Annotated in this window: 13 protein-coding genes; 7 read left to right on the forward strand and 6 right to left on the reverse strand. The window is 66.4% G+C overall.

Annotated elements, in window-relative coordinates; all coding sequences use genetic code 11:
• Nucleotides 1-40: 40 nt before the first annotated feature.
• A complete protein-coding gene (locus ACIA73_RS39845) occupies nt 41-802 on the forward strand; it encodes a hypothetical protein (protein WP_399443892.1) in 762 nt (253 codons plus the stop codon).
• 856 nt (nt 803-1,658) lie between these two features.
• Here the strand turns inward: ACIA73_RS39845 and ACIA73_RS39850 are convergent.
• From ACIA73_RS39850 to ACIA73_RS39860, 3 genes are all read right to left on the reverse strand, one after another.
• Nucleotides 1,659-2,087: a hypothetical protein gene (locus tag ACIA73_RS39850; RefSeq protein WP_399443893.1), complete on the reverse strand. Its 429-nt coding sequence runs from the start codon at nt 2,085-2,087 to the stop codon at nt 1,659-1,661.
• Nucleotides 2,088-2,222: 135 nt separating this feature from the next.
• Nucleotides 2,223-2,471, reverse strand: coding sequence for a hypothetical protein (locus ACIA73_RS39855; protein WP_399443894.1), 249 nt, complete (start codon nt 2,469-2,471; stop codon nt 2,223-2,225).
• A 137-nt stretch (nt 2,472-2,608) separates the two neighbouring features.
• Nucleotides 2,609-3,841: a replication initiation protein gene (locus tag ACIA73_RS39860; RefSeq protein WP_399443895.1), complete on the reverse strand. Its 1,233-nt coding sequence runs from the start codon at nt 3,839-3,841 to the stop codon at nt 2,609-2,611.
• Nucleotides 3,842-4,476: 635 nt separating this feature from the next.
• Between ACIA73_RS39860 and ACIA73_RS39865 the strand changes: the two genes are divergently transcribed.
• Both ACIA73_RS39865 and ACIA73_RS39870 read left to right on the forward strand, forming a co-directional pair.
• The gene (locus ACIA73_RS39865) at nt 4,477-4,722 is read left to right on the forward strand and encodes a hypothetical protein (RefSeq protein ID WP_399443896.1); all 246 of its coding nucleotides are present in this window, start codon (nt 4,477-4,479) and stop codon (nt 4,720-4,722) included.
• A gap of 674 nt (nt 4,723-5,396) precedes the next feature.
• On the forward strand, nt 5,397-5,807 hold the full coding sequence (locus ACIA73_RS39870; protein ID WP_399443897.1) for a peptidase inhibitor family I36 protein: 411 nt from the start codon (nt 5,397-5,399) through the stop codon (nt 5,805-5,807).
• A gap of 130 nt (nt 5,808-5,937) precedes the next feature.
• Here ACIA73_RS39870 and ACIA73_RS39875 read toward each other — a convergent pair whose 3' ends face one another.
• Together ACIA73_RS39875 and ACIA73_RS39880 are read right to left on the reverse strand one after the other, a co-directional pair.
• Entirely contained in the window at nt 5,938-7,485 is a 1,548-nt protein-coding gene (locus tag ACIA73_RS39875; protein ID WP_399443898.1) for an FG-GAP-like repeat-containing protein, read from the reverse strand.
• 253 nt (nt 7,486-7,738) lie between these two features.
• Nucleotides 7,739-8,284: a hypothetical protein gene (locus tag ACIA73_RS39880; RefSeq protein WP_399443899.1), complete on the reverse strand. Its 546-nt coding sequence runs from the start codon at nt 8,282-8,284 to the stop codon at nt 7,739-7,741.
• 434 nt (nt 8,285-8,718) lie between these two features.
• On the opposite strand from ACIA73_RS39880, the gene ACIA73_RS39885 reads away from it, so the two are divergent.
• On the forward strand, nt 8,719-12,678 hold the full coding sequence (locus ACIA73_RS39885) for a DddA-like double-stranded DNA deaminase toxin (protein WP_399443900.1): 3,960 nt from the start codon (nt 8,719-8,721) through the stop codon (nt 12,676-12,678).
• A 2-nt stretch (nt 12,679-12,680) separates the two neighbouring features.
• Entirely contained in the window at nt 12,681-13,136 is a 456-nt protein-coding gene (locus tag ACIA73_RS39890; RefSeq protein ID WP_399443901.1) for an Imm1 family immunity protein, read from the forward strand.
• Between the two features lie 88 nt (nt 13,137-13,224).
• Here ACIA73_RS39890 and ACIA73_RS39895 read toward each other — a convergent pair whose 3' ends face one another.
• Nucleotides 13,225-13,746: a transposase family protein gene (locus ACIA73_RS39895; protein WP_399443905.1), complete on the reverse strand. Its 522-nt coding sequence runs from the start codon at nt 13,744-13,746 to the stop codon at nt 13,225-13,227.
• Here ACIA73_RS39895 and ACIA73_RS39900 point away from each other — a divergent pair.
• Nucleotides 13,698-14,120, forward strand: coding sequence for an Imm1 family immunity protein (locus tag ACIA73_RS39900; protein ID WP_399443902.1), 423 nt, complete (start codon nt 13,698-13,700; stop codon nt 14,118-14,120). The two genes, ACIA73_RS39895 and ACIA73_RS39900, sit on opposite strands and share 49 nt — an antisense overlap.
• A 1,113-nt stretch (nt 14,121-15,233) precedes the next feature.
• The gene (locus tag ACIA73_RS39905) at nt 15,234-15,629 is read left to right on the forward strand and encodes a hypothetical protein (RefSeq protein ID WP_399443903.1); all 396 of its coding nucleotides are present in this window, start codon (nt 15,234-15,236) and stop codon (nt 15,627-15,629) included.
• Nucleotides 15,630-15,720: the final 91 nt, after the last annotated feature.

Below are 15,720 nucleotides of genomic sequence, written 5' to 3' on the forward strand. Positions count from 1 at the left end.
GTTTTGTGTGCACGGGCATGACCGGCCGGGAGGATGAACGATGACCGATATCCATATGAGTGAGGATGTCCGTACCGCCCTGGGGGAGGACGGCGCCGCCAAGGCCGGGGCGGTCACGCTCCACCACGCCATCTGCCTCGGCTGCCAGAAGAAGATCGACCCTGAGGAACCGGTCAACGTCGTCGTCCGCATCGGCGGCCGCATCGCCCACATCCGCTACGCCCACGCCGAATGCCACCCGTCGGCCCTTGTGGAGATTCCCGAGCCCCGTACGCCCGCCGGACCGCAGGCACCGCAGGAGGGGGCGGTGATGCGGATGACCGCCGCTACCGTCGATCACGGCGGCAGCGTGCTGCCGGTCCTCGTCGCGGAGCTTGAAGCCCCGGTGTTCCTCGTCGCCACAGGCGCCCGTGATCTCGTCGACGTCCTGGCCTCCCACGTCCTGGCCCGAGGGTTCTCACCCGTCGGGCGACTCCGGCATGCGCCCGCTCCCGCGCAGCAGTGGCAGGCCGCCTGCACCGCCCCGGATGCCGACGGCGTGGCGCAGCTGACCGTCACCGAGCCCGATGGGGCCGTCTTCTACACGGGCACGATTCTGCCTCCGGACCCGTGGGTGGCCTGGGTCGAGCGGTACGGGTGGGCGGTGCTGTACGTGGGGAAGATCGGGCTGGCCGGGCTGCCCTTGGGCGACCAGCCGGCCCGGACTCGTCTCTTGCGCGAAGCCGCCGCCGAGGGGCGCCTGGTCGGCGCCCGTGTTCCCGTCCGCCACCTCGGTCGAGGTCGGACAGACATCGGGGCGTGAGTCCCTTGGGCCACCAAGAGCAGAGTCAGATGGCTCGGGTCGAGCGGGAATGGCTCACCTCCAGCGAGACCAGGCAGCTCTCTGCATAACAGCACTGCTGACGGCACGCGGCGACGGTGGCCGGGTCAAGCCCGGACTGAGCCCCCCAGGTGCAGACGATCCCGGGGTCGTACTGCGGGCGCGGACGCTTCGCGACCCTCGGCGCGGCCGGTGCCGTCCGGGGACCCGTGCGGGCCGGAGCGGCTGCCCGCCGGGGTGCCTGGGGCCGTTCCTGCGCAGCGCGCGGCGGGGGACCCGTACGGCGGCGCGGCTCCTGATGACGCACCCCACGCGGGCCGGGCGGTTCCTGGTCTGCCTCAACTCGCCTGTAAGAGCCTGTTTAGACACAGGCTCTAAACAGGTCGGGTTGGAGTGAGTGTGGGTGGGGGAGTCCCGGCGGGATCCAGGGTGGTGATGGCCCGCGGTTCGGCAGGGGGCGTCCAGAGGGGGACGGTGCGCACGGTCTGCGGGCGGTCGACGGGAAGTGCGTGCTGTGCGGGGGCGGCGGGTACCGCCACGCACCCCGCTGTGCAGAGGCACAGGAGGGGCAGGGCGAGGGTCAGGAGCGCCGGGAGGTATCGCGGGTGCATGGTGATCACCGTGTCGTGCGCAGCACGGTTGTGGGGGCGGAAGCGGCCCGTGTCGCACGGACGACGTACGTCCGCCCCCAGCGGCCGGGGCAGACCGCTACCCACTGCCGTTCTCACGCGGGTGCGCGCTCCTCCGCGCGGTGATCCCGCACAGCTCCGCCGGGCCCTCGTGAGAGTCAAGGTGTCACCCGCGTTCCCGCTCAGTCCCGTTCAGAGCTGACGGGTGGTCAGGCGCCGGAGCCGTCCGCGGGGTTGCCCGGGGCGGGGTCGGAGGCGTGGCGCAGGTGGGTCATGCTGTCGGGGATGGCCCAGGAGTCGGGCACGACGACGGGAGGCGCACCAGGCGGGCGCCCGTTGGTGTAGCGGGTGGTGGCCCGGCGGTTGCCGGCCCCGAGAGGTTCGCGGGTCCAGGTGGCCGGGTGGGTGGTGTCGGGGGAGAGGATCCAGTGCCCGCCCTCTCCGGCGCACTGGGCGATGTTGTCGAGCAGGCTCCGGGCCGAGCCCGCCGGGTCGTTGGTGCGCACGGCCAGGGGAGTGCGCCGCCCGGTGACGGTGATCTCCACCGTGAGCGAGTCCCGCGAGTGGTCGATGGTCTTGATGGCGTCGGCATTGACCGTGGCGGAAGCCACGCACACCCACACGTCGCGTTTCGGCATGGAACGAGCCTGGCAGGCACAGGCCGGACCCACCCCGCGATTCCGTAATTCACCGCCCTCCACCGGCCTTGACGGTGATCCGGAGAGGCTCTGACTGCTGAGACCCATCAGGGCGAAGAGAAAAGGCGGTTACGGTCAGCTCGTAGTCCCCTGCTGCGCCGTGTGCGCGGCGCTCTCGTCATCGAAGGCGCGCATCATGCAGTCCCGGGCTTCCAGCAGTTTGCGCAGACCGGCAGTGCGCTCGGTTCCCGCGGGCACGTACTTGATGAGGGTGTCGGCTGCGGCCCCCAGGAGCAGGGCCGTCCGGTACCGCGCGGAGTGCTTCTGGGAGACCACGGAGAAGTGGCGGAGCAGCTGCGCGTCGGCTTCGGGGATCTCGGTCACGTGCTCACCGTAGCCCCGCGTGCCGCAGTCCCCGGGCAACAGCCGGTCGTGTGGACACGCGCCACCGCACGCCTCCATCACAGCGCGGGTGCGGCCCACACAGACACCACGCGATGGTTAGCCAATTCCGGCCGCCGTCACCGGGCGCCGCTGCCGTCTGCCGCTATCTCCCCTTCAGCGGCATCGGCGAAGCGGGTGAGATCGACACCGGCCGAGCGGGCTTCCTTGAGCCGGATGGATACGAGGCCAGCGGAAACGGACAGCTCGCGCGCGATCTCGTACCCCTTCAGTCCCTGTCGGTGCAGCTCGACGATGTGGTCCCGGCGTTGGCGGGACCGGTCCTCGTACACCGCGCGTTCCTCGGCGACCATGCGTACCACCGTCCGCGGCGATACACCGAAGCGGTCCGCAAGTTCACGTGCCGTCACGGTACGGCGCTCGCGGTTGGGTTCCTGCGTCACGACGTTCCCCTCATGTACTCCAGCATCGCTGCGGTGCGTTCGTCCCGGCGCGCGGTGCGCACCGTTCCCGAAGCCTTCCCGCCCTTCTTGCCGCGGGCGGACTGGATGGCGACGAACGTGGCCTCGTAGACGGCGGCGCCGTCCTTCCACATCCGCGACCGTGTGGTGATCCACCGGTGGATGCTGTTGGCGATTGCCCGTGCCTCCACGGTCGGTAGCGGCTCCGCGAACTCGGTGTTCCGGTTCTGGACTTCCGCGTGGATGGCGGCATGCAGGGTGTCGGGCCTGCCGAAGTGATGGCGGACCTCGCGATACGCCCAGGTCCGGGCCGTCTCGAAGATCGAGCAGGTTACGCCCCAGCCCCGTGACGTTGGTACGGAACCGCTTGGTCTCACGCCAGCGCGCGGGCGGCATACGGTCGCCCAGCACCTCCTCCAGCCCGCCGAGCGTATGGAGATCACCGTGGAGCCACTCGGTGCTCCAGTCCATGTGCAGCGGGTTCTTCGTCATCAGCCCCGAGTACGCCGCATCCCCGTCCAGTGCCCGGCGCAGTCCCTCGGTGACGGCGGCCGCGTCGGCCAGCGGCTTGCGCCGGGCGTACTCGGTCCGCGTCACCGCCTCCTCCAGAGCCCACACCGCATGCGCATGCCCGTTCACCGGGTTCTCCACCACTGCGTTCGGCAACGGATGCGAGTCCACCGACGACACCGCCCGCAACACCGCATCCGCGTGGTCCACATCCACCACCAGCAGATTGCTCAGAGCCGACGGGTTCGCCTCCACATAGCGACGCGTCATCGCCACAGGCCGCCGCTCCCGCCGGATCCCCTCCGTCAGCCGGTTCGTTGCATACGGCCGCAACGGCAGCCACAACTCATCCCACTGCACCGCGGGCATCTGCATACTCATCAGCAGATCATCCCGGACCGAGTCGAGCGGAGAACGCGGACACGCCGCAACCTTCAAGGTAAGTCACGAAGCCAAGTCAGATGATTGCGGGAGGAGCGGCCTTCGCTGGGAGTCCCGGACCGTCACGTGAGACCGGATCTTCAAAGTCCGTCATGAAGCCAAGTCAGATGTTTGGGGTTTCTCGGCCCCCGCTGCCTCCAGAGAACCCCTCGACGGCGGTCCACAGATTCAAAGTCGGTCAGAAGTCAAGTCAGATGCACACCACGGAAGACCGGCCGCTCCCGGGCCCCGCGTCCCGCCCCCGTCCGCGTGCTGCTCTGCGTCTCAGGGCTGGAGATGCGCCTCGGCGCTGCTGATCCTCGGTTCGACTCATCCTCCGAGCGCAGGCGGCAGCACCATCGTGGCCCGTCTCGTGCTGACGGCGCCGCGGGAAGGGATCTCTTCGGAGTGATCATCGGAGCAGCCCGTACCGGCGCGGGGGGCGCGGGCGTTGGGACGGCATGAGGAAAATCGTGATCTCCGCACTGTCAGCAGCGGCCGTACTGTGCAGCGTGGCCGGACCCGCAGCCGCCACGCTGCCTACCGCTGCCTCCGTAACGACCGCTCCGTCGGGGTTCCCTGAGTGCGGGTACGTCATGACGGCAAAGGCCGTGCACATCCGCTCTGGGCCCGGGACTCGGTACACCTCCCTGGGCCTGGCGCACAAGGACGACCTCGTGCACCCCAACAAGGCGTCGGGTGGTTGGATCCATGCCGATATCGACACTGTTGACCAGGACGTCATCCACGGGAAGAAGAAGGGTTACGCCTACAAGCCCTTGCCCGCAGGGTGGGTGCAGAAGAAGTACTTGCGCGAGGAGACTTGCATGCAGCTCAACTGAGTACCTGCGCAATGACCTCATTGTGCTCGCCGACCCGATTCACTGCGAAGGTAGGAGAGTCCCTCAGAAGTTGTTCCTAAGCCCTCGCGAACGTGAGATCGGTAGCCGGGAATCTCGGCGCGGTGGGGGCCAAGTTCCCGGTCGGCATGTTCAGGTTGATCAAGCTCGCGGCTACTTGAGTGGCGCTGTGACGGTCCTTGCTGGGACGTTCGCAGCCTCAATCGCTCACGTCGCAGCAGCCTCAGCAGTTCCGTTCGCGGCCCGGTCACTGTGACCGAGTCCCGAACGGCTACCAGAGCTCACACGCTCAGAAGATTCTGTCTGACCTGCTGAAACAGGGCTTAGAAACAGCTACTCGCGCACGTATGTCTCGCTCTCGTGGCCGTTGCCACTGTAGGAAACCTGCTCGCTGCGGCCACCGGGCCGGCGGCCACAGCATTGTGGACGATCGCGTAGTTGGTGGTGGCGTCTTCCGCGTGTCCGGGCGCCCACGGGGTTGCCAGGTCCACAACGGCCCACACGGCACGGGCCGGGCTCGGCACAGCACCCGCCGGTGACGGCGGCCCCTGTCTGCCTGTCCGAAGGCAACTCGTTCGAGGGGATTGGGTTTCCCGCAGGGGTGAGAGGCGGGCACTTCCCTGGTGGGCGGGGGCGGCCGGGGCTACTGCTGGGGCATGACGACATTTCGTGTGCGCGCCGGCCTGGTGGCCGCCGCAGCGTTGACTCCGCTCCTGCTGACCGCCCCCACCGCCGACGCCACGGGGCACAGCCGTACCGCCGTGGTGGCGGAGATCGGCTGCCCGGACGGTTACGTCTGCATCTACCCGGAGATCGATTTCGGCGGGCAGCCGTGGGTGAAGCGGGCGGTCGACGGCAACGTCAAGGACCTGCCCTCCGCCATCCGCGATCGGGGCAGCTCGGTACGTAACAACTCCGACCGCACAGCCCGTGTGTACGAGAAGCGCAACCACAAGGGGCGATGGGTGTGCGTCACCCGCAGCGGAGGCTCCATCCACGACCTGCGGGGTTACAACCTCAACGACCAGACCCGCTCCCTGAAAATCAACAAGAACGACTGCGGCTGACCGGGCCGCCCCAGACCGCGGGTCAGCGCGAGGGAAGAAGAGTGCGCCGACGTGGTGCAGCTCGGAACCTGTGCAGCTGTTGAGGCCCGCCCGGCAGTACGGGCGGGCCTCAACGGGGGGTGTGGGAAGGTCAGACGACCGTCTTCATCTTGCCCCAGGCGTTGTCGCCGACCGGGACGGTGATGGCCGGGTTGACGTTGCCTGCGCCGTTGCCGGTGTAGAGGTGGAGGGTACCGTCGGACCAGACGGCCATGAGGTCGCCGACACCGTCGCCGGTGTAGTCGCTACCAGCGATGATCTTGTTGGTGAGCCAGGAGGTGCCGCCCATGGCCGGGATGCTCGCCTTGACGTCTCCGGTGCCGGTGCCCTGGTACATGTGCAGGGTGCCGTCGTTCCAGATGGACATGAGGTCGGCGATGCCGTCACCGGTGAAGTCGCCCGCGGTCAGGGCGTCTTCCTTGACGCCCCAGCCGGTGCCGCCCCAGACCGTGGTGTGCCCCTGGAGCTGGCCGTTGGCGGTGCCCTTGTAGAGGTGCAGGGTGTTGTCCGCCCAGACGGCCATCAGGTCGGCGATGCCGTCACCGGTGAAGTCGCCGGCCGTGAGGTTCTTCATTGCACCCCAGGCCTTGTCGCCCGTGGTGACGGTGGTGGCGGCCAGGAACTTTCCTGCGCCGTCACCTCGGTAGAGGTGCAGACTGCCGTCGTTCCAGACGGCCATCAGGTCGGCGACGCCGTCACCGGTGAAGTCGCCCTTGGCGAAGTTCTTCATCCCGCCCCAGGCACCGTCACCGATCTGCGAGTTGTACGCGCCGGACAGCCCCTTGGCCTTGTCGCCGCTGTAGAGGTGCAGGGTGCCGTCGCTCCAGACCGCGGCCAGGTCCGCGCTGCCGTCACTGTTCACGTCGCCGTCAGCTCGGAAGGTGGTCCTCTTCACCCACGCGCCGAGGTCGTCGGTGCGGGAAGCGACCGCAGCCGTGCGGGTCTCCGCCTTGTCCGTGCCCAGGCACCCTCCCTGCCAGGAGCGGCTGTTGATGCCGACCAGCTCGGGAACGCCGTTCTTGACGCGGAGGGTCGGGCCCCCGGTGTCGCCCTTGCACAGCACGGCCTTGCCGACTCCGTTGAGACCGACGGCCACACCGTCCGCGTAGTCCACGGTGAAGTCGCCCGTGTGCAGGTAGTCCGGCACCCATTCGGTGCTCGTGCGGCCGAACCCGACAGCCTGCAGTGTCTCGCCCGCCGTCGGCGGGGTCGAGCTGAGCTTCACCGGTGTGATGCCCTGCACCCGGGTGGCAAGCTTGGCGAGCACCACATTGCGGTCCTCGCTGGTGACCAGCTGGACGACCTCGCGGGTCTGCACCGAGCTGGCGGTGAGGTCGGGATTGCCCACGCGCACGGTGGTCTTGAGGGCGGGCTTGCCGTCCGCTGCACCGCCGCCGGGAGTGGTGGCGAAACAGGTGGTAGCGGTGATGATCCACTGCGGGTCCACCAGCGCACCGGTGCATGCCTGCTGACCGGAGCCTATGTCGAGCTGCGCGGTGAAGGGGTATGCCTGGGCCGGGGCGGCCGTACCGGACAGGGCTGTCGCGGTGGTGCCGGTGAGCACGCCGAGGGCGGCTGTGGCGGCTATGAGCCCTGCGGAGCGCACGGCAGTTCGTCGCATATTGCTGTTCTTTCTCATGGTCTTGTGTCCTGCTGCCTGGAAGGCGCGGGATGGAGGTCAGCCGTGTAGGGAGAACGCACGAGTTGATGCGCCTGCCGCCGCAACGTCTCCCATGGTCGAGGGGAGGCGGTCGGCGTCCCGGGTTGTCCTAGAGGGCGCTGTGCCTCGGTTGGTTCACCACCTCTGGCGTTCCTCCATGGGGGCTGTTCGAGGAAGTGCTGCTTGCCTGTGCCCCTCGTGCGCCAGAAGGAGGCGGCGGGGCTCGGGGCGCCTATCCGGTGATGCGCAGTTCGACGAGGACGGAACGCTTCTCGCCGCCAGCGGTGTCGGTCTCGCCGATCGTGGTGACGTCGTTCTTCGGTGCCTCGTAGACCTTGTTTGTGCCGTCTGCGGTGACGGTGGCCTTCATGGCGCGGTCCTGGGTCCACAGGAAGAAGGCTTCCGGGATCTCCATGGTGAGGTAGCCGCGGGTGCCGGTGGTGGTGAAGCAGAAGCCCTGCTTGTCCAGGCGGGACTCCACGAAGATGTCCTTCGCGTCGGAGCAGGCTCCCTGGCCCTGGTCGCCGTTGCCTCCCTTGAGCACGATGTTGCCGTCACCGCGCTTCAACACGATCTTGCGGTCCTGCAGGAGCTGTTCCGCGCCCGGGTAGGAGAAGTCCTCCACCGCGGAGGGCATAGCCGCGGCGGCGGCCGCTCGTGCGACGCGCGGCCCCGGTGCTGCTTCAGCGTTCGCGGTGGCGAAGCCGGTGATCGTTCCCCCCAGGGCGAGCAGGCCAAGTCCCCCGGCCAGTACTGCCTTGATCGATCGAGTTTTCACAACAAACCTTCATTTCAAGCACGTTTATCGTAATCCACCTTGGAAGTGGAGCCCGTGAAAGTTACCAGTAAAGATGAAGTAAGGGAAGCGTGTAGGATCACCGCGCCGCCTTCACATATGTCTGAGGCGTGTACGAACGCAACGACCAACACCTGAACCCCCGTTGAAGGCGCCTGCCAGCCCGTCCGCGGTTGTCGTGAAGACGCTGTCGCATGCCCGTGGGCCGAGGGTGTGGATGCCTCGCGGGGGTGATGCAGGGGGAGTTCATGAAACGACCAAAAGACCGCAGAGCACCCATATCCGAAAGGCGTAACCGGGGGGCAGCCCCCGGCGGTGGAGGGATTGGCCGGCTGACAGCCATCAGCCTTGCCGTAACGGTCCTCGCCAGCATCCTGGGGGCCAGTCCCGCAGCTGCCGAGGAAACCACCCCCATCGTGGTGGATAAATGGGACCGTGACTACGTCGTCAGAGCCTGGAAGAAGGGCGGCCCGGGAGTCAGGGAAGCGGCGGAAGCCGCCCTGACCGGGACCGACGACGACATCCTCGCCTTCCTCGACACCGAGGAAAACCTCGCCCAGTACCACGACGAACGCGTCGCAGCAGGCCAATTGGCCAGCACCAGCGGCAACGGGGTACGCGAGGCTGCCAAGAAGGCACTGCTCGGATCCCAGGACGACCTCGAAAAGTTCCTGATCGAGGGCTGGCAGGACCCCAAGGACCAGGACGACCGCGTCCGCGTCGGGCAGATTATGAGCACCGGCGGCAACGGAGTGCGGGACGCCGGCAAGGCCGCCCTCCTCGGCTCTCCCGAAGACGTCAAGAAGTTCCTGGAGGAAGGCCAGTACGCCGCCCGCGCCACCGACCAGCGCGTCGAAGTCGGCCAGCTCATGAGCGTGGGCGGCCCCGCCACCAAGGCAGCCGCCAAACTCGCCCTCAAGGGCACCGAAGACGATGTCGCCGAGTTCCTCGCCACCGGCCAACACGTCGCCAGCGCCCGCGACGGCGAACAGGCCACCCTCACCCAACTGGCCAAGCAGGCCAAGAACGCCAGCCTTCGGGCCAAGGCACAAACTGACAAGGCCGTCGAAGCCTCCCAGCGCGCCCAGACAGCCTCGGACCTGGCCAAGCAGGCAGCCGTGAAGGCAGCCGCAGAAGCCAAGGCCGCAGGCAAGGACTCCATCCGCGCCGCCAACGCCGCCATGCGCGCCGCCGAAGCCGCCCGTGGCGCGGCAGCCGAGGCCAGCAACGCCATCGGCGCGGCCCGTGCCGCGAACTCCGCTTCCCGCATCGCCGCTTCCGCCGCCGCGGCCGCCGCCTCGGCAGCAACGAAGGCTGCGATGGCCGCCTCCCGCGCCCGCACCGGCGCCGCCGGCGCCGCCTCGGACGCCAGCAAGGCCGCCGACGCCCGCAAGCTCGCGGCCGAGGCCCGCAAAGCCGCCGACCTGGCCACCGAATCCGGCAACGCCGCCCAGGAGGCTGCCCAGGCATCGAACGCCGCTGACAATGCGGCCACCGCCGCCCTCAGCGCCGCAGGCAATGCCAGGAAGGCCGCTGACGCCGCCGACGACGCCAGCAACTACGCGGGCCAGGCCGGATCCAGCGCCGCCGAAGCCAAGGACGCCGCCGCCAGGGCTAGGCGTCACGCCAACGAGGCCGAGCGCGCCGCCAATGCGTCCAGCGCGCTGGCCCGCAAGTCCGCCGCAGCCGCCTATCAGGCACGCGACGCCGCCTACAGCGCCGCCACCCACGCCCGCAACGCCGCCGACGCCGCCGACCAGGCCGCCGACCATGCCGGTGACGCCTCCAAGGCAGCAGCCGAATCGACCAAACACGCCGCCGAGGCCAAGAACGCCGCCGATACCGCGGACAAGGCGCTGACCACCGCCCAGCAGGTCTTCGGCCTCGCCCGTGAAGCCGAAAGCCAGGAACTCACCGACCGGACCAACGCCGGGATCGAGAACGCCGAAGTCCGCAAGAAGGACCGCGACACCCTCAACGCCAAGGTCGCCCAGACCACCAAGCAGATCTATGCGCTGGACGGCGAAGCCGGCGGCCTGGCAGCAGAAGCGAACAAGCCTGACGCCGACCCCAAGGCCCTCGCGGCCAAGGGCCGCGCGCTGGCTGTCAAGGCGATGAAGAACGGCGACCACGGCCCCTTCACCCAGGAAGCCGCCACCGCCGCCCTCTCCGGCGACGACACCACCGTCGTCCTCTACCTAAGCAGCGGGCGCAGCACAGCCATCGCCCGTGACACCCGCTATCAGGTGGAACAGCTCGCCGCGGAAAGCCCCTACCAAGTCGTACGGGACGCGGCCACCCAGGCACTCAAGGGCAGCGACAAGGACGTCGAAACGTTCCTGCGCCACGGCCAGTTCCAGACTGCGGTCACCGAGTACCGGATCAAGGTCGGCCAGGTGTATAGCACCGGTCGTACTGGCGTCAAGGAAGCCGCCAAGGCGCTCCTGGAGGAGAACGACCCCAAGAAGCTCGCGACCTTCCTCCTGATCGATCAGTACACCCTGCGCAACACCGACGAACGCGTCCGCGCAGGCCAACTCCTCACCAGCGGCGGGCCCGAACTCAAAGCCGCTGCACGCACCGCCCTGTCCGGCCCCGCAGACGAACTGCACACGTTCATCGAGCACGGCCAGTACCAGGCCGACAGCATGGACGAGCTCACAGCCACACACCTGGCCCAGTCCACCGCGCTGATCGCTCAGACCGCCCGCTCCGCCGCCGACGCCCGCACCAGCTCCTGGCGCGCCGAAGCAGCAGCCGCCACCGCACGCAAGGCAGCAGCCGAGGCAAACGCAGCCGCCAGCAAGGCGAAGGACTCTGAGGCCCAGGCACTCAAGTTCGCGGCCGACGCGAACGCGTCCGCCACCGCCGCAGAAGGCTCCGCAGCACGGGCCGCCAAGTCCGCCGCCACCGCACGCAAGGCAGCAGACGACGCCAACCGCGACGCCAACAGCGCCGAAGCCTCAGCCTTCCGCGCCAGCCTCTCCGCCGGCTACGCCCGCGACTCCGCAGAAAGAGCCCGTAAAGACGCGGATAAAGCCCGCGCGAGCGCACTCGAAGCCAAAAAGAGCAAAGAAGACGCGGAAGCCGACGCAGCGGCAGCCTGGGACAGAACAGAAAAGCTCGTCAGAGCAGAGCTAGAAGAAGCCAAACGCCAGGCCATAGCAGAGTACAACCGCGAGAAGGACGCCGAGGAGAAGCGGCGCCAGCACACCTGCCGTGTCCCTCTCACTGAGCGAGGCGACGTTGCCTACCGGGACTGCCTGCGCAGGAACGGCGACGACGTCGTGGTAGCGAGCACCATAACGGATAGTCCGAAGTGGTTCCAGGATCTGATGCTGGAGCTCACAGGAATCCAAGGCATCCTCGACTGCCCTGATTCTTCCGTGGTCGAATGCAGCCTGGCAATTATCGAAGTACTCCCCGGAGGTAATCTCCTCAAGCTCCGCAAACTGAAAAAGCTTGAGAAAATCGCAGAAGACATCCGTCTGCGCAAGCCGAAATGCCCCGCCTGCTTCCTGCCCGGCACCAAGGTGCTCATGGCAGGCGGAAGCACCAAAAACATCGAGGACGTCAAGCCCGACGACCGAGTCGTTGCCACCGACCCCACCACCGGCAAGACAAGCATCCAGCAGGTCACCCGGCAGGTCATCACCAAGGACGACAAGTGGTTCAACGAACTCACGGTCAGCACCCCCAACGGCCCTGAAAAGCTGAACCCGACACACGAGCACCCCTTCTGGTCACCCTCCGAGAAGGCATGGATCAAGGCGGGAGACCTTGCGAAGGGCATGACCCTTCGCACTCCCGACAAATCCAAGCCGATCAAGGTCCAGACAAACCGGTCCTACAGTCTTGCCGCCACCACGTACAACCTGTCAGTAGCAGGAGTCCACACCTACTATGTACTGGCAGGCAACACCCCAGTACTCGTCCACAACTGCTTTGAGTTCTCTGCGGAGAACGTAGGTGCAAGTCTTCCCAAGTACGAAGGAAAAGCAACCACCGGACACTTCCTCGATAAAGATGGGGTAACTGTCGATATCTCAAGTGGCCGGAACCCAGCCGACAAAGATCTCATCAAAGCCGTAAATGAGAGACTCAAAGAAAAGCTGGGACACACTTACAACTCTGACCGCGCTGACCATGTAGAGCAAAAATATGCTGCCCTCATGCTGGACAAGGGGATCGACAATTCTGAAATTGTCATCAATAATCCAGCCGGGCCATGCCAGGATGTAGGGGGCTTGGGATGTGACCAGGTTCTCAATGCCCTGCTTGGGAACAGGTCACTTACGGTACACTGGCCGGACGGCAAGGGCGGCTACAAATCTCATACATACGGCAACGGCAGCCCGCGAAGAGGGAAGAAGTAATAATGACTACGCGTGGAGCTGTGGCTGTATACCGGCGCGAGCACATTGAAAATCCACGAGTCCTGGTTACGCCCGAAGACGTGGACGACATGATCGATGTTCTCTTGGAGAGCGACGTCATGGAACGTGCTGCACAGCTGTATTCACTGGACCGGCCGCGCCTTCCGTCCGGTATCTTCGATCACTCTTTCATCGTCGGAGTGCAGCGTGAGCGAGGCGTGGGAGTGTTGTCCTCGGCGGACGGAAACCATGTGGAGACGAACGTCGTTTCCGTCGGGAATCCTGAACTCGGCCGGGGGCCCGTGTACTACTGCCAAAATGGCAGTTCATTCGATTTTCCGCTCTTCTCGGAAATCTCGATTGAAGAAGTGCGTCAAGCCGTTAAGGACTTCGTCGCATCCGGTGGTCAACGTCCCGCTTGTGTTGATTGGGACGTGGCTGGCTATCACGATGAGTGATCCCGCTTAGCGTGCGATAGCAACAGCCCCCACGTGTAGGGGCCGAGGGTTTCCTCCTTCGGCCCCTACACTGAGGTTTTCTCAGGGATCATCGCCAGGCGTTGTTGAGGACGAGGGCGGCTTGGGTGAGGGCGCCGATCCGGCTGGGGCTGAGGGTGACGTGCTGGAGGGTGCGCCAGCGTTGTTTGAGTGCAGCCATGGCGCGTTCGCCGGGGAAGCGCAGTCCGCGGAGGAGTTTGTTGTAGGTCCGGTTGCCGGGACCGATGTTTCCGGGCAGGTCGGGGTGCTTGCGGACGGGAACGTGGATGCCGCCGCCCGCGCCGAGGTAGCCGATGTCGGCCAGTGTGGGCAGGCCGTCGCGTGCTGCCTCGTAGAGGTCGGGCAGCGCATGGATACGGGCCGCCGCCAGGTCGTGAGTGCTGCCGGGCTCGACGTCCGAGACCCACAGGGGTGTCCCGTCGGGCGTGGCCAGGAACTGCACGTTGCCGGCGAAGTGCTTGATCCGGATCGCGTACCAGAGATCGGTGCCGCGCTCGGTTTCTCCCGCTAAGGAGACGAAGAATGAAAAATAAGGGAACCATCGCAGAGTTCTACGATGCCCGAGGGGAATCGCGAACTCTTCTCACGGCGCGTGACGTTGATGACATGATTGACGTGATGCTGGAGGGTAAGCTGCTCGGCTTCGCAGCGCAGCTCTACTCTTTGGAGAGGTGCACCCCTGCGGGGGACCCCGATCATACGTTTCATGTCGGCGTCGACCCGAGCGAACGTACAGGGTCTCTGATGTCAGCAGATCCCAGAGAAGGGGACGACCACTACTATTCAGTAGGGGATGTCACGCTCGGGCAGGCTCCCGTGTATTATTCCGGAGAGGAATATCCGGCATTCTCGAAAATTCCGGTCGAAGAAATTCGACAAGCGGTAAAGGAATTCGTTGAATCCGCTGGCATGCGACCGACCTGCATCGGCTGGGAAACCCGTTAGACAAGGGTGCTGAAGGCCAATTTCGAAAGATCCATACGAAGTTGACCTTGGGTAGTTGTTGCCAGGAAAAATGACAACGACATAGCCGGCCTGAAGCCTATAAAAGTGTGTATCGCTGTCGTTTCTACGCTGACGGGAGCGATACACACTTTGACGTCGAAACGAATGTGCACGGTGGGACGGGCTACTGATGCTCGTCGTGCGCGGCGGCGAGCACCTATGAAGAACCAGCTCATGCCCAGCAGTCGGCCCACGCCCGGGCCGCCTTCGCGGTGTCGGCGACCTCCGGCGCTTCTTTGGAGGCGACGTCTTACCAGCTGTCCGCGTCCGCCCGGGTCAGCATGCGTACGGCTTGGGGGTCTGCCCTGTCTTCCGGTGCCGGGTCTGTGCAGTCCGCCTCGCATACACCGACTGTGCATAGGCCCTGCCGCAGACGTCCCCGCCGACGTCTCGAATGGTGACACCCACCTGGAAGTTCGGTCCACATTCCGGGCAGGAGCACAGCCTGCCCGAGTTGCCAGCCGGCGTATGGCCCCCGGTGTCCTGACCGACCCCAAACCAGGCAGGACACCGGGGCCAAAGCCGCTCCGCCGACCTCAGGTCCGATTCGCCTCAGCTCCAGGCGAACAGGAAGAACCCCAGGAACACCGGACCCGAGGGGCTCCTCATGCTTCCTTGGTACCCGCAGATGCCCCTCACGGGCATAGAACGCCTGTGCCGCCGCGAGGTTGAGCATCCACTTGTCGTCCTGCGTGCGCTCTACCGGCCGCTCTGACTCTTCCGCCGGTTCGAGCCCCAGCAGATCCGTCGTCGGCACCCGGACCAGCACCCGCCGCGCGTGCAGCCGCTGCGCGGCCAGCGCAGCGATTCGCGTCCTACCTGACGCCGTCGGGGCGATCACCTCCCTTCTTCCGGCACAGGGGAGCCGGCCGGGAACTGGAGATGGCGGGGTACGGCGTCGACCGCCTCGACCTGATGCGGGTACAACCCGTCCTTCGACATTCAGTGGTTTCCTTCCGAGCTGCGAGGAGTGAAGGCCCGCCAGGTCCCGGTGGGCTTGCATGTGCGGCGGCCCTGACGGGTGTTGTCAGCGGTGTGTGCGACGGTGCCGAAATGATCAACAACGAGAAGAGCAACCTGTTCAGCAGCCTTCCGCACGAGCCCGGGGTGGAGTGGCTGGAGCACCTGGACGCGGACCCGGTCAAGGCACTGGAGATGTTCGTTCACGCCTGGTACCCCGCCGGGATCCCGGAGAAGCGAGAGCCCACAGCCGAGGACGCGGTCCCGGACGCTGACTTGCCGCCGGCCCTTGCAGCTCTCGCCGGGCTGGTGCGCCACCATCCAGGGCTCAGTGACTTCTCCAACCCCTTGATGCCCGCGCAGGTGCGGGGCCCGCGGAACGACCGACTGGTCTTCGCTACGGAGAACCAGGGCACCAGCCACTGGGCCATCACCTGGCCACTGACAGGGGAGGCCGATCAACCGGTCTGGCGCATCGATGACCCCTGAACCTTCCCCTTGTTCCAGGACACCTGGAGACTGGGACATGAGGTTCCAGAGGAAGTAGCACCAGGTGGGAAGCAAGTACACGAAGCGGTAC

The organism is Streptomyces sp. NPDC051561 (genome assembly GCF_044454195.1).
GTDB lineage: Bacteria > Actinomycetota > Actinomycetes > Streptomycetales > Streptomycetaceae > Streptomyces.

Coding starts and splice junctions, on each gene's coding strand:
- ACIA73_RS39845 (WP_399443892.1), top strand. CDS start 41: ATGACCGATATCCATATGAGTGAGGATGTCCGTACCGCCCTGGGGGAG.
- ACIA73_RS39850 (WP_399443893.1), bottom strand. CDS start 2,087: ATGCCGAAACGCGACGTGTGGGTGTGCGTGGCTTCCGCCACGGTCAAT.
- ACIA73_RS39860 (WP_399443895.1), bottom strand. CDS start 3,841: ATGAGTATGCAGATGCCCGCGGTGCAGTGGGATGAGTTGTGGCTGCCG.
- ACIA73_RS39865 (WP_399443896.1), top strand. CDS start 4,477: ATGACGGCAAAGGCCGTGCACATCCGCTCTGGGCCCGGGACTCGGTAC.
- ACIA73_RS39870 (WP_399443897.1), top strand. CDS start 5,397: ATGACGACATTTCGTGTGCGCGCCGGCCTGGTGGCCGCCGCAGCGTTG.
- ACIA73_RS39875 (WP_399443898.1), bottom strand. CDS start 7,485: ATGAGAAAGAACAGCAATATGCGACGAACTGCCGTGCGCTCCGCAGGG.
- ACIA73_RS39890 (WP_399443901.1), top strand. CDS start 12,681: ATGACTACGCGTGGAGCTGTGGCTGTATACCGGCGCGAGCACATTGAA.
- ACIA73_RS39900 (WP_399443902.1), top strand. CDS start 13,698: ATGAAAAATAAGGGAACCATCGCAGAGTTCTACGATGCCCGAGGGGAA.
- ACIA73_RS39905 (WP_399443903.1), top strand. CDS start 15,234: ATGATCAACAACGAGAAGAGCAACCTGTTCAGCAGCCTTCCGCACGAG.